At 70.1% G+C, this 18,599-nt stretch carries 17 protein-coding genes; 8 read left to right on the top strand and 9 right to left on the bottom strand.

All coding sequences use genetic code 11. The annotated features are described in order from the left end of the window. Positions 1 to 6 precede the first annotated feature (6 nt). Positions 7 to 777: an RNA methyltransferase gene (locus JUB11_RS26345; protein WP_207461771.1), complete on the bottom strand. Its 771-nt coding sequence runs from the start codon at positions 775 to 777 to the stop codon at positions 7 to 9. Positions 778 to 876: 99 nt separating this feature from the next. Further along, positions 877 to 2,481 carry a citramalate synthase gene (cimA, locus tag JUB11_RS26340; RefSeq protein WP_207461770.1) on the bottom strand — a complete coding sequence of 535 codons (1,605 nt, stop codon included), beginning with the start codon at positions 2,479 to 2,481 and terminating at the stop codon, positions 877 to 879. Positions 2,482 to 2,803: 322 nt separating this feature from the next. Here cimA and JUB11_RS26335 point away from each other — a divergent pair, with 322 nt between their 5' ends. Then, positions 2,804 to 3,223: a response regulator gene (locus JUB11_RS26335; RefSeq protein ID WP_207461769.1), complete on the top strand. Its 420-nt coding sequence runs from the start codon at positions 2,804 to 2,806 to the stop codon at positions 3,221 to 3,223. Between the two features lie 33 nt (positions 3,224 to 3,256). Here the strand turns inward: JUB11_RS26335 and JUB11_RS26330 are convergent, their stop codons facing one another. The 3 genes from JUB11_RS26330 to gltX form a co-directional block, all read right to left on the bottom strand. Continuing rightward, on the bottom strand, positions 3,257 to 3,727 hold the full coding sequence (locus JUB11_RS26330) for a preQ0 transporter (RefSeq protein WP_207461768.1): 471 nt from the start codon (positions 3,725 to 3,727) through the stop codon (positions 3,257 to 3,259). 374 nt (positions 3,728 to 4,101) lie between these two features. Next, a complete protein-coding gene (gene cysS, locus JUB11_RS26325; RefSeq protein WP_207461767.1) occupies positions 4,102 to 5,475 on the bottom strand; it encodes a cysteine--tRNA ligase in 1,374 nt (457 codons plus the stop codon). Positions 5,476 to 5,519: 44 nt separating this feature from the next. Beyond that, positions 5,520 to 6,863 (bottom strand): glutamate--tRNA ligase, encoded by a 1,344-nt coding sequence (gene gltX, locus JUB11_RS26320; RefSeq protein ID WP_207461766.1) that lies wholly within the window; start codon positions 6,861 to 6,863, stop codon positions 5,520 to 5,522. Positions 6,864 to 7,014: 151 nt separating this feature from the next. On the opposite strand from gltX, the gene ipdC reads away from it, so the two are divergent. Together ipdC and JUB11_RS26310 are read left to right on the top strand one after the other, a co-directional pair. Next, positions 7,015 to 8,646, top strand: coding sequence for an indolepyruvate/phenylpyruvate decarboxylase (gene ipdC, locus JUB11_RS26315; RefSeq protein ID WP_207461765.1), 1,632 nt, complete (start codon positions 7,015 to 7,017; stop codon positions 8,644 to 8,646). 136 nt (positions 8,647 to 8,782) lie between these two features. After that, positions 8,783 to 9,352 (top strand): hypothetical protein, encoded by a 570-nt coding sequence (locus JUB11_RS26310; RefSeq protein WP_207461764.1) that lies wholly within the window; start codon positions 8,783 to 8,785, stop codon positions 9,350 to 9,352. 170 nt (positions 9,353 to 9,522) lie between these two features. Here the strand turns inward: JUB11_RS26310 and JUB11_RS26305 are convergent, their stop codons facing one another. Further along, positions 9,523 to 10,680, bottom strand: a complete 1,158-nt coding sequence (locus tag JUB11_RS26305; protein WP_207461763.1) for a PHB depolymerase family esterase — start codon at positions 10,678 to 10,680, stop codon at positions 9,523 to 9,525. Positions 10,681 to 10,866: 186 nt separating this feature from the next. Further along, positions 10,867 to 11,088: a hypothetical protein gene (locus tag JUB11_RS26300; RefSeq protein WP_207461762.1), complete on the bottom strand. Its 222-nt coding sequence runs from the start codon at positions 11,086 to 11,088 to the stop codon at positions 10,867 to 10,869. 295 nt (positions 11,089 to 11,383) lie between these two features. On the opposite strand from JUB11_RS26300, the gene JUB11_RS26295 reads away from it, so the two are divergent. Further along, entirely contained in the window at positions 11,384 to 12,508 is a 1,125-nt protein-coding gene (locus JUB11_RS26295; protein WP_207461761.1) for a histidine kinase dimerization/phosphoacceptor domain -containing protein, read from the top strand. A gap of 14 nt (positions 12,509 to 12,522) precedes the next feature. Here the strand turns inward: JUB11_RS26295 and JUB11_RS26290 are convergent, their stop codons facing one another. After that, positions 12,523 to 13,998, bottom strand: a complete 1,476-nt coding sequence (locus tag JUB11_RS26290; protein ID WP_207461760.1) for a nitrilase-related carbon-nitrogen hydrolase — start codon at positions 13,996 to 13,998, stop codon at positions 12,523 to 12,525. A 183-nt stretch (positions 13,999 to 14,181) separates the two neighbouring features. Here JUB11_RS26290 and JUB11_RS26285 point away from each other — a divergent pair, with 183 nt between their 5' ends. The 4 genes from JUB11_RS26285 (at position 14,182) to JUB11_RS26270 (ending at position 17,279) form a co-directional block, all read left to right on the top strand. Then, the gene (locus tag JUB11_RS26285) at positions 14,182 to 15,156 is read left to right on the top strand and encodes a hypothetical protein (RefSeq protein WP_207461759.1); all 975 of its coding nucleotides are present in this window, start codon (positions 14,182 to 14,184) and stop codon (positions 15,154 to 15,156) included. Between the two features lie 169 nt (positions 15,157 to 15,325). Further along, a complete protein-coding gene (locus tag JUB11_RS26280) occupies positions 15,326 to 15,742 on the top strand; it encodes a nuclear transport factor 2 family protein (protein ID WP_207461758.1) in 417 nt (138 codons plus the stop codon). A 54-nt stretch (positions 15,743 to 15,796) separates the two neighbouring features. Further along, positions 15,797 to 16,282, top strand: a complete 486-nt coding sequence (locus JUB11_RS26275; protein ID WP_207461757.1) for an OsmC family protein — start codon at positions 15,797 to 15,799, stop codon at positions 16,280 to 16,282. A gap of 109 nt (positions 16,283 to 16,391) precedes the next feature. After that, positions 16,392 to 17,279, top strand: coding sequence for a hypothetical protein (locus tag JUB11_RS26270; protein WP_207461756.1), 888 nt, complete (start codon positions 16,392 to 16,394; stop codon positions 17,277 to 17,279). 55 nt (positions 17,280 to 17,334) lie between these two features. Here the strand turns inward: JUB11_RS26270 and JUB11_RS26265 are convergent, their stop codons facing one another. Next, on the bottom strand, positions 17,335 to 18,591 hold the full coding sequence (locus tag JUB11_RS26265) for a serine hydrolase (protein WP_207461755.1): 1,257 nt from the start codon (positions 18,589 to 18,591) through the stop codon (positions 17,335 to 17,337). Positions 18,592 to 18,599 lie beyond the last annotated feature (8 nt).

Below are 18,599 nucleotides of genomic sequence, written 5' to 3'. Positions count from 1 at the left end.
ACCCCGTCAGGGGTCGTTCTTGCGGCGGCCAGCGAGCGCGGCGATGACGCCGTGGAAGGTGCGGACCTCCTGCTCGGTCATCTGCATGCGTTCCAGCGCGTTGCGCAGGGTGCGCACCATGGAGGGGCGCTTTTCCTCGGACGTGAAGAAGCCCGTGCGGTCGAGCTGGCTTTCCAGATGGTCGAACAGGTTGAACAGCTCCGCCTTGGTGGCGGGGCGGGTGGCGCCGGTGTGCAGGAAGCGGTCCGGCGGGATCTCCCCCGTCTGAAACCATTCGTAGCTGATCAGCAGCACCGCCTGGGCGAGGTTCAGCGAGGCGAAGGACGGGTTCAGCGGCACGGTGATCAGCGTCTCGGCCAGGGTCAGGTCGTCGTTGACGAGGCCCGTACGCTCCGGCCCGAACAGCACGCCCACCTTGTGGCCGGCGTCGTGGTGCGCCCGCATCTCTTCCGCCGCCGCGCGCGGGGTGACGAAGCGCTGGATCATGTCGCGGGACCGCACGGTGGTGGCGAACACCACCTCCAGGTCGCCGACCGCCTCGGCCGTCGTCTCGTAGACCTTGACGTTCTCCAGCACGATATCGGCGCCGGACGCGGAGGCGACCGCCTTCTCGTTCGGCCAGCCGTCGCGCGGCTTGACCAGCCGCAGCTCCGTCAGCCCGCAGTTCAGCATGGCGCGCGCGCAGGCGCCGATGTTCTCGCCCATCTGCGGATGCACCAGGATGACGGTCGGGCCGCCGAGGATGGAGGGGCGCGTGGGGTTCTGGCCGGAGGTCATGACGTCACGTGATGCTGGAACTCGTTGCCTAGCAACTACTTGCCCCGCCCCCGTCGTGCAAGCGGGAATGCGGGATGGCGGCGTGGAGGACGGCGCGCCTCAGCCGCGCGGCGCCGCCCCGTCCTTCAGGAGCTTGTAGGTGTAGCTGTCCACCAGCGCCTCGGTGGAGGCCTCGATGATGTTGGTGGAGACGCCGAGCGTGGACCATTCCGTCCCGTCGGCGTTCTGCGACCGGATCAGGACGCGCGGCATGGCGCCGGTGCCGTCCTTCGCGGCCAGGATGCGCACGCGGTAGTCCACCAGCCCCACCTCGCGCAAGGGCGGATAGAGCGGTTCCAGCGCGCGGCGCATCGCCTGGTCGAGCGCGTGGACGGGGCCGTTGCCGGCGGCGACCTCGTGCCGGGTCTCCTGGCCGACGCGGACGCGGACGACCGCCTCGGACTCCACCACCAGCTCCCCGTTCGCGTTGTAGCGGCGCTCGTCGGTGACGTGGAACCGCAGCAGCTCGAAGAAGCGCGGCACCTCGCCGAGCTGGCCGCGCACCAGAAGCTCGAAGCTGGCCTCGGCGGTGTCGTAGGCGTAGCCCTCCGTGTCGCGCTGTTTCACGAGGTCGAGCAGGCCCGGCAGGCGCGGGTCGCCGCCGGCCACCTCCATGCCGATCTCCCGCAGCCGGGCGATCAGGTTCGACCGGCCGGCCTGGTCCGACATGACGATCTGGCGGCGGTTGCCGACGGATTCCGGCGGGACATGCTCGTAGGAGGACGGGTCCTTCTCCACGGCGGAGACGTGCAGCCCGCCCTTGTGGGCGAAGGCGCTGTGGCCGACATAGGGCGCGTGGCGGTTGGACGGACGGTTCAGCCGCTCGTCGAGGCGGCGGCTAAGGTCGGTGAGGCCCGCGAGATCCTCGCGCCGGATTCCGGTCTCGTAGCCCATCTTCAGCATCAGCGTCGGGATGAGGGAGACGAGGTTGGCGTTGCCGCAGCGCTCCCCCAGCCCGTTGATGGTGCCCTGGATCATGCGCGCGCCGGCCCGCACGGCGGCGAGCGAGTTGGCGACGGCGTTCTCCGTGTCGTTGTGGGTGTGGATGCCCAGCCGGTCGCCGGGGATGCCGTGCTCATGAATCACCCGGCGGACGATCTCCTCCACCTCGTGCGGCAGTGTGCCGCCGTTGGTGTCGCACAGCACCAGCCAACGGGCACCGGCTTCATAAGCAGCGGTCAGGCAGCCGACGGCGTAGGCCGGGTTGCGCTTGTAGCCGTCGAAGAAATGCTCCGCGTCGAACAGCGCCTCGCCCTTGGCGGCCCGCGCGGCGGCGATGCTGTCGGCGATCAGAACAATGTTCTCCTCGCGCGGGATGCCCAGCGCGATGTCCACGTGGAAGTCCCAGCTCTTGCCGACGAGGCAGACCGCCTTGGCGGAACTTTGCAGCAGGGCGGCGAGCTGCGGGTCGTTGGCGGCGCTGCGGCCGGACCGGCGGGTCATGCCGAAGGCGGTGAAGGTCGCGCGGGTCAGCCGGGGCGGCTCCGCGAAGAAACGGTCGTCGGTCGGGTTCGCGCCGGGCCAGCCGCCCTCCACGTAATCGACGCCGAGCCGGTCCAGCTCCTCCGCGATGGCGATCTTGTCGGCGACGGAGAAGTCCACATCCTGGGTCTGCGCGCCGTCGCGCAGCGTGGTGTCGTAAAGATAGATGCGCTCGCCCGTCATCGCCGCCCCGCCATCGCCCGTATCACTTTGTTCTCGCCATACACTGCCGGCAAAACGTTACAGGATTGCCGGGAAGGGCGGGAGAATGGACGATCATGTCCGCTTTCTCAACGGCTTTGGCGGAACGCGTCGCATTCCGGCCCAGGGTGCCGCCGGCTCGCGGGGGTCCCCCTGGCCGGGGCTCCCTGACGAAGAAGAGGTAAACACAGTGTTAACACCTTGGTCCAGGGCGAGGCTGTGCTAATCACGGCTCCGCTTCTCCGGCCCCCAGGGCCGTTGGGCCTGCCTCAACAACGTCAGGCGAGACATGAACAAGGGTCACGTGACACAGAAGACCGCAGCAGCGGCGCCGGGATCGCTTCGCAAGAAGCCCGTCCTGGTGATCGATGCCGAGACGGCCGTCGTGCAGGCCTTGGACATCCTCTTGGACATGTGGGGATACCGCGTCGTTGCCGCCGCGGATGAAAGCGAGGCGGTCGCCCGGCTGGCCGGCATCGGGGAGCCGCTTCACGCCGTGCTCGCCACCTATCGGCTGCGCGACGGGAGCACCGGGCCAGAGGCCATCGCGCGTATCCGCCGGCTGGCCGGCGGCTTCGTGCCGGGCCTCGTCATCACGGGCGACAGCACCATCGAGGAACTGCGCGAGGCCGAGGCCGACGGCATGATCGTGCTGCAGAAGCCGGTGCTGCCGCAGCATCTGCAAGCCCTTCTGGAAGCGGCCGCGCTGGAAGACGCGGCCTGACCCCGAACCTGCCCGGGGCCAGGCCGGCAAGCGTCAGGCGAGCGCCGAGCCCGTGCCCCGCGCGCGTCCGCGCATCATGATCCAGACCGCCGAGACGCCGGCCAGCTTCGACGCGAGGCTGGCGGCCCAGACGGCCGGCTCCCAGATGCCGAGCATGCCGAAGAAGATCGCCGTGTCCACCGGCACCGACAGCGCGGCGCTGATCCACAGACGGTCCCGCAGGGGACGGCGGGTGACGGTGAAGACCGCCCAGTCGATCAGCTCCGACACCGCGAAGGCGGCGACGCTGGCCGTCGCCACGAAGGGGTCCGACAGCAGGTAGGACAGCACGGTGCCGGCCAGCATCGCGGCAAGCGACCAGTGGCCGTAGCGGACCTGCACCATGTCGCGCAGGATGTAGATCAGCCCAGCCCAGCAGGACCAGATCAGGTCCAGGTGCGGCGCGAGGCTGAAGGCGTAATTGATGGCGAGTACACTGCCGATGTAGGCGGCCAGCCAGATCATGTCCAAGATCCTCCAAGGCAACCCGCGGAAATACGGGCGCGAAAAACGGAGCCACCCGCTTGAATGCGAGCGCCCCGCGCGCGTCTTTTAACAGCAGGCGCGGAGGATTTGGAAGGGCATGGGATGGACATCCACGCAAGGCAGGTCCCTGAACGCCCGCTCCCCTCCGGGGCTGCGGGATGCGGAACTGCACGCGTTTCCCGTTTCTGCATCGCTGAAGAAGACCACGCCTTACCCGTCATCCCCGCGAAAGCGGGGATCCAGCGTTTGCCAAAACAGCAAATGATGGGGAGTTCTGGATCCCCGCTTTCGCGGGGATGACGAATAAGTTCTTTTCTGCCAGTGAGTTACGGCGGTGTAAGCAGAGCGGGGGTTTATCCCCGCTTCCAGGTCGTCCCCTGGGGGCCGTCCTCCAGGATGATGCCCTGGTCGGCCAGCTCCTTGCGGATGCGGTCGGCCTCGGCGAAGTTCTTTGCCTTGCGGGCGGCGAGCCGGGCGTCGATGAGGCCCTGGATGGCGTCTTCCGACAGCTCCGCCGCACCCTTCGGCGCCCAGCGGAACCAGGCCTCCGGCTCCTGGAGCAGCAGCCCCAGAGCCTGGCCGGCGGCGAGCAGCGCCCCCTTGGCGGCGGCCTTCGCCGCATCGCCGTCTGCCTTGTTCACCGCCGTCGCCAGCTCGTGCAGGTGGGAGATGGCGAGCGGCGTGTTGAGGTCGTCCTCCAGTGCCGCCAGCAGCTCGGCGGAGGGTTCGGCGGCGGCCGGGGCCGGGTCGCCGCGCAGGGCCTGGTACCAGCGGTCGAGCGTCGCCTTGGATTGCTTCAGCCCGTCGCGCGTGAAGTCCAGCGGCTGGCGGTAATGCGCGCTCATCAGCGTCAGGCGGATGGCCTCGCCGGGATACTCGTCCAGCAGATCGTGGACGGTGAAGAAGTTGCCCAGCGACTTGGACATCTTCTCGCCTTCGACCGTCACGAAGCCGTTGTGGACCCAGTAACGGGCGAGGTCGGCGCCGTCATGGGCGCAGCGGCTCTGCGCGATCTCGTTCTCATGGTGCGGGAAGATCAGGTCCAGCCCGCCGCCATGGATGTCGAAAGTGACGCCGAGATGCTCCTTCGCCATGGCGGAGCATTCGATGTGCCAGCCGGGCCGTCCCCGGCCCCAGGGGCTGTCCCAGCCGGGCTGGCCCTCGGCGCTCGGCTTCCACAGCACGAAGTCGGACGCATCGCGCTTGTAGGGGGCGACCTCCACCCGCGCGCCGGCGATCATCTCGTCGAGCGACCGGCGGGAGAGCTGGCCGTACGCCCCCATCGAGGGGACGGAGAAGAGGACGTGCCCCTCCGCCGCGTAGGCGTGGCCCTTGTCGATCAGCGTCCCGATCAGCCCGATCATGTGGGCGATGTGGTGGGTGGCGCGCGGCTCCACGTCCGGGCGCAGCGCGTTCAGCGCGTCCATGTCCTCGTGGTACAGGCGCGTCGTGCGCTCGGTCAGCGCCTCGATCGGCTCGCCCGAATCCCGCGAGCGGTCGATGATCTTGTCATCCACGTCCGTGATGTTGCGCACGTACGTCACCGACGGGTACAGCCGGCGCAGCACGCGGTTCAGGACGTCGAACACCACCACCGGACGCGCGTTGCCGATGTGGGCCGTGTCGTACACCGTGGGCCCGCACACATACATGCCGACATGGTCCGGGCGCATCGGCTCGAAGCGCTCCTTGCGGCGGGTCAGCGTGTTGTAGAGTTCGAGCGGCACGGCCCACGGCTCCCTTTTGTACGGCTGCGTCTTGCGGCTGTCTGTTACGCGGTCTCGCCGGCGAGGCGCTTCAGGGCGCGCTCGCGGCCGAGGAGGGGTAACAGGTTCTTCAGTTCCGGTCCATGATCGCGCCCGGTGAGCGCGCGGCGCAAGGGCAGGAACAGATCCTTCCCCTTGCGGCCCGTCTCCGCCTTCACCGCACCCGTCCAGGCGCCCCAGGTGGAGAGGTCCCAGGGCTCCGCCGGCAGCAGGGCGGCGGCGCGCGCCGCGAAGTCCGGGTCCTCGACCAGCGGCGCCACCGGCGCGTGGGTCACGGCCCACCAGTCCCGCGCCTCGGACAGGCGGGACAGGTTCGGCCGCACCGCCTCCCAGAAGGCCTCGTCCGCCCCCTCAAGCCCCAGTGCGGCGAGATCGTTCCGGACCCGGTCGAAGGGCAGCAGATGCAGGATGCGGGCGTTCAGCCGCGCCAGCTCCTCCGGGTCGAACTTCGGCGTGCCGCGGGCGATCTTGCCCATGTCGAACTCCGCGACCAGCTCGTCCAGCGTCAGGCGCGGCTCGATGGCGTCGGAGGTGCCGAGCTTGGCGAGCAGGCTGGCCAGCGCCATCGGCTCGATCCCCTCCTCCTCGCGCAAGGACGCGATGCTGAGGCTGCCGAGACGCTTGGACAGGCCCTGCCCGCCCGCGTCGGTCAGCAGCGGCAGATGGGCGAAGGCGGGCACGGCCGCACCCATCGCCTCGAAGATCTGGATCTGCACCGCCGTGTTGGCGACATGGTCCTCGCCCCGGATCACGTGGGTGATGGCGAAGTCGGCGTCGTCCACCACGCTGGTCAGGGTGTAGAGCGGCCGGCCATCCTCGCGGATCAGCACCGGGTCGCTCAGCGCGGTCCCCTCGAAATGCACCGGCCCGCGCACGAGGTCGGTCCAGTCCACGGGGCTGTGCTCCAGCTTGAAGCGCCAATGGGGCTTGCGCCCCTCCCGCTCCAGCCGCGCGCGGTCGGCATCGGTGAGCCGTAGCGCCGCGCGGTCGTAGATCGGGGGGCGCCCCTGCGACACGAGGCTCGCGCGCTTTAGGTTCAGCTCCTCAGGCGTCTCGTAGCAGGGGTAGAGCCGCCCTGCCGCCTTCAGCGCCTCGGTCGCCTCGTCGTAACGCGGGTAGCGGTCGCTTTCGCGTTCGAAACGATCCCAGTGCAGCCCCAGCCAGCGCAGGTCGCGCTCGATCCCCTCGGCGTATTCCGGCCTGGACCGTTCCTCGTCCGTATCGTCCATGCGCAGCAGGAAGCTGCCGCCCTCCTTGCGCGCGAACAGCCAGTTCACCAGCGCCAGGCGGATGTTGCCGACATGGAGGAGGCCGGTCGGGCTGGGGGCGAAGCGGACGGCGACGGACATGGCGCTCTCGGAATGGTGCGGGGATCGGCGGAACAGGCCGCAGCGATAGCATGGTGCGGGCGGGCGGAAAAGCCATAGAGCGGAAGCGCCGATGCCGGCCCCATGCGCCCGCTGTAGACTTCCGCAAAAGGCATGAGCCCGGAGGACGCGCATGAGACTGGCGGAAGCGCTGCTGCACGCGTTGAAGGACCGCGGGGCGGAGGCGGTGTTCGGGATTCCCGGCGATTTCGCCCTGCCCTTCTTCAAGGTGGCGGAGGAGACGAAGATCCTGCCGCTCGTAACGCTGAGCCACGAGCCCGGCGTGGGCTTCGCGGCCGACGCGGCGGCGCGCCACGGCTCCACGCTGGGGGTGGCGGCGGTGACCTACGGGGCGGGCGCGCTCAACATGGTCAACGCGGTGGCCGGCGCCTACGCGGAGAAGTCGCCGGTGGTCGTCATCTCCGGGGCACCGGGCACGGCGGAGGGGAACAACGGGCTGCTGCTGCACCACCAGGGACGCACGCTCGACACGCAGTTCCGCATCTACCGGGAGATCACCGTCGCCCAGGCCCGGCTCGACGACACGGCCAAGGCGCCGGCGGAGATCGCCCGCGTGCTGGGTGCCGCCCGCGCCCTGTCGCGCCCCGTCTATCTGGAAATCCCCCGCAACATGGTGACCGCACGGGTGGAGCCGGTCGGCCCGGATCCGGAATGGCCGGTGGACGCGGACGCGCTGGCCGCCTGCGCCGACGAAGTGCTGGCCCGGCTGCGCGCGGCGGAAAGCCCGGTGCTGATGGTCTGCGTCGAGGTCCGGCGCTACGGGCTGGAGACCAAGGTGGCGGAGCTGGCGCAGCGGCTTGGCGTGCCGGTGGTGACCAGCTTCATGGGGCGCGGCCTGCTGGCGACCGCCCCCACCCCGCCGCTCGGCACCTACATCGGCATCGCCGGCGACCCGGACCTCACCCGTCTCGTGGAGGAGTCGGACGGGCTGTTCCTGCTGGGCGTCCTCCTCAGCGACACCAACTTCGCCGTGTCCCAGCGCAAGATCGACCTGCGCAAGACCATCCACGCCTTCGACCGTGCCGTCACGCTGGGCTATCACAGCTACGCGGATATCCCGCTGGACCGGCTGGTGGACGCGCTGCTGGAACGGCTGCCGCCCTCCAGCCGGACCGGCGATAGCCGGGGCCACGGCTGGCCGCTGGGCCTCGCTGGTGACGAACAGCCCATAGCGCCCATGGACATCGCGCGCGGCGTCAACGACCTGTCCGCCGCGCACGGCCCGCTCTTCATCGCGTCGGACATGGGCGACTGCCTCTTCACCGCCATGGACATGATGGACGCCGGGCTGATGGCGCCCGGCTATTACGCGGGCATGGGCTTCGGCGTGCCGTCCGGGATCGGCGCCCAGGCCGTGGGCGGCGGCAAGCGCGTGCTGATCCTCGTCGGCGACGGCGCCTTCCAGATGACGGGGTGGGAGTTGGGCAACTGCCGCCGCTACGGGCTCGACCCCATCGTGATCGTCTTCAACAACGCGAGCTGGGAGATGCTGCGTGCCTTCCAGCCGGAGTCCGGCTTCAACGACCTGGACGACTGGCGCTTCGCCGATGCCGCCGCGGCGCTGGGCGGCGACGGCACGCGCGTGCGGACAAGGGCCGAGCTGAAGCAGGCGCTCGCCAGGGCCTGGGCGACGCGCGGGCGCTTCCAGCTGATCGAGGCGATGATCCCGCGCGGGGTGCTGTCGGACACGCTGGCCCGCTACGTCCAGGGCCACAAGCGCCACCACGCCCCGCCGAAGGACTGATCCGCCCCCGGCGGGCCGCTCACAGCCGGCAAGGCACCTGCCGAAGCGGCATACCTCCTTCGGCCCAAGCCCGCCGCAAGAATCTATTAACCATAATAGCCGATCCTGACGCCGCTCTCACGGAATGAGGACGGTTATGACCTGCATTGTTGGCTTGGTGGACGGCGACCGCGTGTGGATGGGCGGCGACAGCGCCGGCGTGAACGGCCTCGACATCACCGTGCGTTCGGACACCAAGGTCTTCACGAACGCCGACATGCTGATCGGCTTCACCAGCTCCTTCCGCATGGGGCAGCTCCTGCATTACCGGCTCCAGCCCCCCGCGCGCGAGCCGAACGCCGACGTCCACCGCTACATGGTCGTGGATTTCGTGGACGCCGTGCGCCATTGCCTGAAGGACGGCGGCTACGCCCACCGCTCCAACGACGTGGAATCCGGCGGCACCTTCCTGGTCGGCTACGAGGGGCGGCTCTTCTCGGTTCAGTCCGACTATCAGGTCGGCGAGGCCGTGCGCGGCTTCGCGGCCATCGGCTGCGGCGCGGACTATGCGCTGGGCTCGCTTGCCTCCACCACCCATCTGCCGCCGGAAGAGCGCGTGCTGAAGGCGCTGGAGATCGCCGAACTGTTCAGCGGCGGCGTGCGCGCGCCCTTCACCATCAAGTCGATGGTCCGGCGCCCGCAGCTGGCGCTGACCGAGGCCGCCTGACGGCGGTGCGAGGGGCTTCCCGCCCCTCGCGCTCCCAGGGCCAGGGCCGGATGGCCCTGTAACCAATGGCCTGTGGCACAGGCCATTGGAGGCCGCGACTGCGGCCCGCGCGCACATGCGCGCGAAGCCAAGCGGCCGGACGGCCGCGCCCGGCGTCTGAGGGAAAAAAACTACATCAATCCCGCGGCCTTCAGCGCCTTGGTGATGACGGCTTGCGGGTCGAAGTCATTCATGGACGGCATGGAGACGGACGGACCGGCGGCCGGCGCCTCGCGCTTTTCCGCCTGCGGCCTTGCCGCGCGCTCCGGCACCGCGTCCGTCAGGCCCCAGAAGGCCAGGATGTGGTGTGCCGACGAGATGCCCGCGTCGAGGATGAAGGCGCCGGCCGTGCCGGCCTGCCCCTCCTCCGTCCCCGGCAGGATCGGCGCACCGTGCGCCATGCCGGCGATGGTGAAGACCTCCAGCACATCCTCACCCCGGCTGTCGCGCCAGACCTGGTGCAGTTGGCCGTCCACCCGGTGCTCCAGCGTCGGGACGGCGCGCAGCCCGTGCAGGTCGGTCCACTGCTTTACGATCTCGTCGGCGTTGCCCGGCCGCACCGTGGTGTCGGCGCTGCCCTGCCAGACCGACACGCGCGGCCAATGCCCCTTGTGGCCGGAGGCGGAGCGCACGAGATCGCCCCATTCCCGGCCGGTGTGGTTGCGCACCTGGAACATCGCCTCGAACGCCTCGGCGACGTTGCGCGCCGACCCGAAGGGCAGCCCCGCCACGATGGCGCCGCCGGCGAACAGATCCGGATAGGTTGCCAGCATGACCGAGGTCATGGCGCCGCCCGCCGACAGGCCGGTGACGTAGACGCGGTCGGCATCCACGCCATGGTCGGCCGCCATGCGGCGGACCATCTGGGCGATGGACAGGCACTCGCCGGAATCCCGCCGCGTGTCCTCCGGCTCGAACCAGTTGAAGCAGCCGTTCGCGTTGTTCTGCTGCCGCTGCTCCGGCATCAGCAGGATGAAGCCGTGCTGATCCGCCATGGCCGGCCAGCCGACCCCGTCCGCGTAGCCCGCCGCCGTCTGCTTGCAGCCGTGCAGCACGACCACCAGCGCCGGCGTCTCCTGGACCCGGTCCGGCACATAGGTCAGCATCCGCAGATTGCCGGGATTGGACCCGAAATCCGCCACCTCGGCGAAGCGCCGCCCCGATGCACTGGCGGATTGCCCTCTTCCCGGCGCGCCGCCGAGGCCGCCCGGCATGTGGCCCGGCATCTGCTTCTGCCACTGGCGGCGGTGGCGGGCGAGGTTGGCGACGGTTTGTCCCAGTCGGAGCATGCGAAACGTCCTTTTTCATCACGGCTGGACCGGCGCATCGCCCCGACCATGAAGGTCCGCGATCCCGCCAGCCTCATCCACAAATATGCTGCGCCGCAGCATATGTAAGGGCAACCTTTATGAATTGGGTAAGTTCCGCGCCGCCTTCTACCGGATGGGCAGGTCGGGAAAGGACTGGAAGAAACGCTATCCCGCCGCCTTGGTCTCCTGGTCCACTGCTTTTTCAGCACCCTTTTCAGCATCCGGGCGCGAACCGCCGAACAGCAGATGACCTGCCGGCTTCCAGGTCAGGCTTGCCGCCTCCGCGCAGCCGTAATGCCACGGCCGCTCCTGGGGGTCACCGGCCCAGCGGGGCTCTCCCGGCAAAACCGGCTTTCCGCAATGAAGGCAGATCGGGGTTTCCGTCATGCAAAACCTTCGCACCGCGCGGCTTCCGGGACCCGGTCTCGGGTGCCCGTCCCATGGCGCCGCCCAAGCTGGCAAACTACGAAATTTCGACGCGGAACTCCAGAGATAAGGTATCGAGCCAAAACGTTTCGCCCAGCACGCCGGTTCTTTGGAGGCATCTGTGATCCGGTGGGGACGGACCGTCGTATGGGAAAAGCTCAAGTCCACTCTGGCGATCCCGAAACCACGAGCCGTCCCAATCCGTTTCGCCTGAATCCTTTCGACGGCAAACCACCGGAATCCCAAAGGCAACCCCATGACGGCAGACAGCCTCGGCGCCTGTGACGACCCGATCCGGATCGCGGCCCTACACCGCTACGAGATCCTCGACACGCCGCGCGAACAGGCCTTCGACGAGCTGACCGAACTGGTCTCCCGCGTCTGCCGCGCGCCGATGGCGGTGATCAACTTCATCGAGACGCGCCGCCAGTGGTTCAAGGCGGAGGTCGGGCTCGGCGTGCGGGAGATGCCGCTGGACCTGTCCATCTGCCGGCACCTGCTGCTCCAGCCCGGCCTGACGGTGATCCCGGACCTGCGCGACGACCCGCGCATGCGCGACAACCCGCTCGTCTCCGGCGAGCCGAACCTGCGCTTCTACGCGGGCTATCTCCTCCAGACAGCGGAGGGGCAGGCGCTCGGCACGCTCTGCGTCCTCGACCACCAGCCGCGCGACCTCGACCAGGACCAGCGCTTCGCCCTGAAGGCGCTGGCCGGCCAGGTGATGGGCCAGATGGAGTTGCGCCTCGCGCTGAAGCAGAAGAGCACGATGCTGGAGCGCCAGGACCTGCTGGTGAAGGAGGTCAACCACCGGGTCAAGAACAACCTCCAGATCATCAGCTCGATCATCAGCCTGCAGATGCACTCCATCGAGGACGCGCAGGCCCGTGCCGCCCTGATGGACACGAGCTACCGGATCCGCAGCATCGCCGCCCTGCACGAGCGGCTCTACCGCGCCGACAGCGTCTCCGAGATCGACCTCGCGGTCTTCCTCCAGGGCCTCGTCGCCGAGCTTCAGAGGTCGGCGCCCGAGGGGATCGCCCTGTCGCTGGAGGCCGTGCCGGTCACCGCGAACATGGACGTGGCCGTCGCCGTCTGCATGATCGTCAACGAGCTGGTCACCAACGCCCTGAAATACGCCTACGACGATGGCGTGGCGGGCTCGGTCCGGATCCTCCTGCGGCGGAGCGCCCCCGGCCGGGTCGAGGTGACGGTGCGCGACCATGGGCGCGGCCTTCCCGAGGATTTCGACCTGCGGAAGAGCCGCTCGCTCGGCATGAAGATCGTCCTGTCCATGGCGTCCCAGCTCCACGCCGACCTGTCCATACGGAACGCCAGCCCCGGCGCGGAGGCCACGGTGACGCTCCACGTCCAGCCCTCCTGACCGGGCCCCCTGGATCAGTCTCCAGCGATCATGGGGCCGGGAGGCGCCCCACGCCGCAACGCCGCCAGCCGGCGCAGACGGTGCCGGGCTTCCGCCGGGGCAGGCCCGCTTTCCGGACCAGCCCCCGCGCCACCGGCCAGCAGCGCCACCGGCACGGCCGGTCCGGCAGGACCGAGGAGGCCCGCCGGCCGCCCCCCGTTGCGCCAGCGCGCCAGGGCGAGCGCCTGGGTCCGGGAGATGTCCTTCAGCACCGCGTAGTCCGCGCACAGATCCGCCTTGAGCCCGGCGGCTCCCTCCGACAGATCCGTCCCGTCGAAGCCCGCCAGCAGCATCGGTCCGGGCCGCCCGGCTGAAGATGAAGCGGCTAAGGATGACAGGGCGGCACCGCGCAGGCGGGAAAGGTCGGCGATGCCCGTGCCTCCTGGTGCCAGGGGAAAGAGCATCGCCGCAATGGCGTCGGCCACCGGGTCGAGCGGGACGGCGTCGAACCGGCAGCCGAGCAGGCGCGCCGTCTCGGCGGCTTGCCCGTCCGGCACGCTGCCGGGGCCGGGCATCGCCACGCCCCACAGCCCTTCCGGCCCCAGCGCATCGGCCGCGACCGCCGCCGCCAGCGCCGGGCCGAGTCCGCCGGAGAGATGGATCAGCGCGCCGGAAAAGCCGTTCTTCGTCACATGGTCGCGCAAGCCCAGCACCAGGGTGCGCCAGACCGCCTCCGGCCCCTCCGGCGGCGCGTGGGTTTCGGCGTCCAGGCAGGTCCAGAACTCGTCCTCCCTGCGCTCCCACCGTGTGAAGGCCAGATGCTCCCGGAAGGAGGGGGCCTGGGCCGCCAGCGACCGGTCCGCCCGCAACGCGAAGGACGCGCCGTCATACACCCGCTCCCCCTGGCCTCCGGCCGCGTTGACATGGACCAGCGGAAGGCCGGTCTCGGTGACGCGCCGGACGGCGGCCTGGAGACGCCGGTCCGGACCACCGGCCGTGAAAGGGCTGTCACCGGGAACGATGAGGATCTCCGCCCCGGTCTCGGCCAGGGTTTCGATGACGTCGGCGCGATCCAGGTCCCCTCCCACCGCCACGCCGACGCGCAGACCCCGCAGGCTCATCGGACCGGAAACCGGGCCGGCGGCGAAAGGCTCGGCCCCAGACACCCCCACCCGGAAGCGCGCCGCCGCCACCCGCCCGCCGTCGAGGAGCAGGGCGGCGTCGTGCAGCCTGCCCTCCCGCCGCCAGGGCGCCCCCACCAGCAGGGCCGGACCCCCAGCCGTTCCGGCCGCCAGCGCCTCCACCGCCGCCTCCACCTCCTCCAGGCCGAAGGGCCAGAGCGCCGGGTCCGCAAGCGGAACGCCGGTCATCGCCGAGGCGGGGCAGACCAGCAGCCCGGCGCCCCCTTCGGCGGCCCGGGTCCAGGCGGCGCGGATCAGGGCGATGTTGCCCGCGACGTCCCCCGGAACCGGGTTGATCTGGGCCAGCGCGATGGAGAAGCGGTCGGTCATGGGCCTGCCGGTGCTCTTGCGGGATTGGGCATGGGAAGGCCGGAAAGGGGACCAAGTCAACAGGACGGGAGGACACCGCTTCCACTTGTCGCGCGGGCCCTCATTAGGAAGCGGTTAACCTTTGGTAAACCCACCGGTAGCAATACTTCCCACTCCAATTGACCCGCGCGCGAGGAGGACGGGATGTTGTACTCGGAAGTGTCCGGGGCGAAGGTGCTGACCAGCGCCCCGAAAACGGCGCCCGCCGCATCCCCGAAGGCGCCCGCCGCCCCGGCCGCGGCGCCCTCCTCCTCCACCAGCGGCGGCTCTTCCGCCGCCGTGGCCGGCAAGGATGAGAAGAAGGGCGGCGGCGCCTACTCCATCAGCGATTCGATGGAGAAGCTTCTCGACCGCATGACCGGCAAGAACCCCGGCGGCTTCGGCGAGGCGGCCGGCAGCGCCGTCGATGGCGGCTCCGCCGGCAACACCGGACTCCAGCGCGCCCAGGAGGCGCAGCGGGTCATGGAAACCGCCCTGCAGATGGCGAAGGCCGCCGCCAAGGGCATCGATTCCCTGAAGAGCACGCTCGGCGACGTGCTCGGCAAGCTCGGCATGCCGAGCGACCGGGTCGAGGACGCCGTCGGCGGCTTCGGCGACCATCTGAAGTCCAAGCTCGCCGAAATGGACTTCAGTTCCATGGCGATGGACATGCAGCAGGCGCGCTCCATGTGGTCCATCGAATCGCGCGGCATCGAGCTGAAGATCGAGGACGGCGACCGCACCCTGTCCATTTCCTTCGCCAAATCCACGCTGGACTTCCGCAAGGAGGAGCAGAGCCTTCAGGCCTCCTTCGGCCAGGGCGGCGACTTCGCCTTCGGCATGTCGCAGACGACTACCCAGGTGAACGCCAAGGCGACGGGCATCATCGTGCGGGGCGGCGGCTTCAGCGACGAGGAGATCGCCGGCATCCTGGAAAAGCTGAACGGCATGGCGTCCGGCGGCGGGACCGCGGGCGGAGCCGGCGGGGCCGCGGCGCTGACGCCGCAAAAGACCGACAAGAACGGAATCATGCACCTGACGCTGGACCTGGGCGCCCTGGTGCAGCCCCCCGCCGCTTCGGCGCCCGCCGCCCCCGCTCCGGCCGCCGGCTCCTCCAAGCTGCTCGACGTCAGCGCTTAAGGACGCTCGGCGCGGGGGTGCGGCCTGTCCCACGGATGTTTCCGCGAGGGGGCAGGGTCCGGCTTGCCGCGCCGCATGGGCTTGGCTAAAAGCGGGCAAGACACGCGCCGGAAGGGAATCCGCCGTCCCGGCGCGTGGTTTCAGCCTGTTTTTCCGGGAATCCGACGCCATGACCGACCAAGACGCCGTCCTGGCGCAGCACCAGGCCTTCTACCGCGCCTTCGCCCTGCGCGACCGCCCCGCCATGGAGGCGCTGTGGGCGGAGAAGCTGCCCGTGTCCTGCATCCATCCGGGCTGGGCCGCGCTGTTCGGACGCGAGGCGGTGATCGCGAGCTGGGGCGACCTGATGCAGAGCCCCGCCATGCCGGAGATCCAGGCACGCAACGAGCGCGTGACGCTCTACGCCGACACGGCCCTGGTGCTGTGCGAGGAGGTCCTGGGTGGCGCCGTGCTGGCCGCCGCCAACCTTTTCGTCCGCGAAAACGGCGCCTGGCGCCTTGCCCACCATCAGGCCGGCCCGGTGGCCGAGCCGCGCGCCTCTGTCACGCGCGGCAGCGAGGAGAGCAAGCCGCGCCTCCTGCACTGAGCGGACGCGCGGCTCCGAGGGGACGGCAAGCCACGGACGAATGGGAGGAAGCGCATGGCCGGAAAGGAACACCGCTACGCCGTCACGGTCACCTGGACCGGCAACACCGGCACCGGAACCTCCGGCTACCGCGCCTATGAGCGGCGGCACGAGATCGCCGTGCCCGCAAGCGCCAAGCCCGCGATCCCCGGATCGTCTGACCCCGCCTTCCGTGGCGATCCGGCGCGCTGGAACCCGGAGGAGCTGCTCGTCGCCTCCCTCTCCGCCTGCCACAAGCTCTGGTACCTGCATCTGTGCGCCGACGCCGGCCTGGCCGTCACCGCCTACACGGACCGGGCGGACGGCGTCATGGAGGAGACGGCGGACGGCGGCGGACGGTTCCGGCACGTCACCCTGCGGCCGGAGGTGACCTTGGCGCCGGGGTCCGACCCCGAGCGCGCGCGGGCGATCCACCACGACGCGCACGAAAAATGCTTCATCGCCGCCTCGGTGAACTTCACGGTCGCCATCGAGCCGGTCGTGGCGGTTGAAGCAGGGTGACGCCGCGATGGCATTAACGCTTCGTTAAACGCGCCGCGCAACCTTGTTGCATGCGGCCATCCCGAGTCTTGCCGGCCGCCGACACGATCCGCAAAGGGAGGGCCGGGACATGGCGAGCAACCTGCTTCAGCTGTTCATGTCGGGCGGCACGGCCGCCACCTTTCCCTGGAAGACCACCGACGCCTCCGCGGCTGGCGCGGGAGTGGCGGGACCATCATCCTCTCCGAAGCCGGAAGCGGCGTTCACCCCCGTCGAGAAGCCGACGACCCGGGCGCGGGACGCGGTCGAGGTGAGCGAACTCGGCCAAGCCCTCACCGGAAAGGCCGCCGAGCTTTTCGGATTCCTCGATCCGAAGGTCCGCGGCCAACTGGACATGGTCGTCAAGGAAGGGCTGATGAGCGCGGACGAGGTGGCGCTCGCCCTTCACGGTGAGGCGACCGACGCGCAGTTCTCACGCTACGCCTCGGAGGCGGCCCCATCCGATGAGCAGAAGGCGATGCGCGCACGGATGAAGGAGCTGAACGATCTCGACTCGGCCTTTCGCGGGGAGGTGGCCCCGCTCGCCCGCGACTTCCGGGCCAGCATGGTGGCGGCCCATGCGAGCGACGATCCACGGCTCATCGCGGAGCGCGACACGGCGGGAGACAGGCTGCGCGAGGCGACGGCGGCGGCCCGGGCCAAACACGACCCCGACGACGGCGAAAGCAATTCCGACGAGCGGAGCGGCCTGATGGCCGCCCACTTCGAAATCTACGTCGATCGCTTCAAGGCTCTGGATGCGGATTCCGACAGCCATCGCGGCGCGGGGCTGGTGTCGCGGGAATCCCTGGCTGCGCAGAAGAAGTTGAGCAAGCTTCTCGATGGCTTCGGGGTGGACTGGGCGAAATTCGCCTACGATACCCGCCGCTACGCGCGGAGCGTCGAGCTGCCCGAAGTCGGGCGCGGTGCGCCGCTGCCCTCATGGGACCAGATCGACAAGGGCCCATTGGGCCGCTGAGGACCGCCTGCGGCGGGACGCCGCCTGTCGGCCGATCGCCTGTTGCGAAACCGGCCTATCGCAGAACCGCCTGCCCGTCGGCGACCTGGCGGTTTTCCATGCCATCCTCGAAGGCGCGGATCAGGTCGCCGACCAGCTTGTCGGCAACGACCCGTTCGGGGTCGCTGTTGGTCAGGGCCACCGCCGCCCAGCCGTGGGCGCGCGACAGCGCCATGTAGGCGTTGAACCCGCCGGTCGAGCCGGAGTGCCAGAGGATCGGCGTGCCGTCCGACGCCCAGGCGACGAACCAGCCCAGCGCCATGGCCCCCTGCCCCAGCGCGCCCGGATCGCGCAGCGCCCGCCCATCCACCTGCACTGACTGGGCGAGCCGGAGGGCCGCCGCCACCGGCTCCGCGCAGGCGTCGGGGACCGTGCAGTCGCCGAGGTTGGCGCGCAGCCAGCGCAGCATGTCCTCGACCGTCGAATAGAGGCCGAAGGAGGGCTGCATGGACGGCGTTTCCCAATCGGGAACCCACCCGCCGCGCGCGACACCCGACGCCTTGCGGCGGCGCTGCTCGGCGGTGAGGCGAAGCGTGGTGTCCCGCATGCCGAAACGCTCGGTCACCGTGCGGCGCAACAGCTGCTCGTAGCTGGCCCCGGCGCTGGCGGCCAGAGCCTCCCCCAGCACGGCCATTCCGGTGTTGGAATAGCGGAAACGCACCCCCGGCGGCACCGGCGGCGCGTAGCCCGACAGCCAGTTGGACAGCTCGGCCCGGCTCAACGCCTTGTATGGGTTGCGCGGGTCCTCCAGCCGGCTCCAGGAGAAGTTCTCCGTCTCGGGCACGTTCGGCAGCCCGGCCGTGTGGGTCGCGAGATCGACCAGCCGGATCGGCGCGCCCGGCCCGACGGGCGACAGCCGGGCGGCCGGCAGATGCCGGGCCAGCGGGTCGGCGGGCGACAGCTGGCCCTCGCGGATCATCTCCGCCATGACGGTGCCGGTGAAGGGCTTGGTCAGGGAGGCGATCTGGAACAGGGTCCGGCCGTCGGGCGGGCCGCCGTCGGGGCGGCCGCTGTCGCCCAGCCCGATCACCACGCTCCGCCCGCCGCGCACGGCCCCGACCACGAGGCCGCCCGGCCCCGCCTCCGCGAGCCGACGGCGCGCCAGCCCGGCGACCGTCGATTCCAGCGCGGCGGTGCTGCCTTCCGCGCGATCCAGGGCGGGCGGCGTCCCGGCGGCACGTCCGCCAGCCGCCGTCTCGGGCCCGGCCGCGCCGGCGGGCTGCCAGAGGCAGAGCGCGACCAACGACAACAACCCCACCGCCGCGCCCTTCATCCCCAACC

This window comes from Azospirillum sp. SYSU D00513, assembly GCF_017356015.1.
Lineage (GTDB): Bacteria > Pseudomonadota > Alphaproteobacteria > Azospirillales > Azospirillaceae > Azospirillum.
The sequence above is the reverse complement of the archived record's forward strand: the minus strand, read 5'-3'. Positions and strand labels throughout refer to the sequence as shown.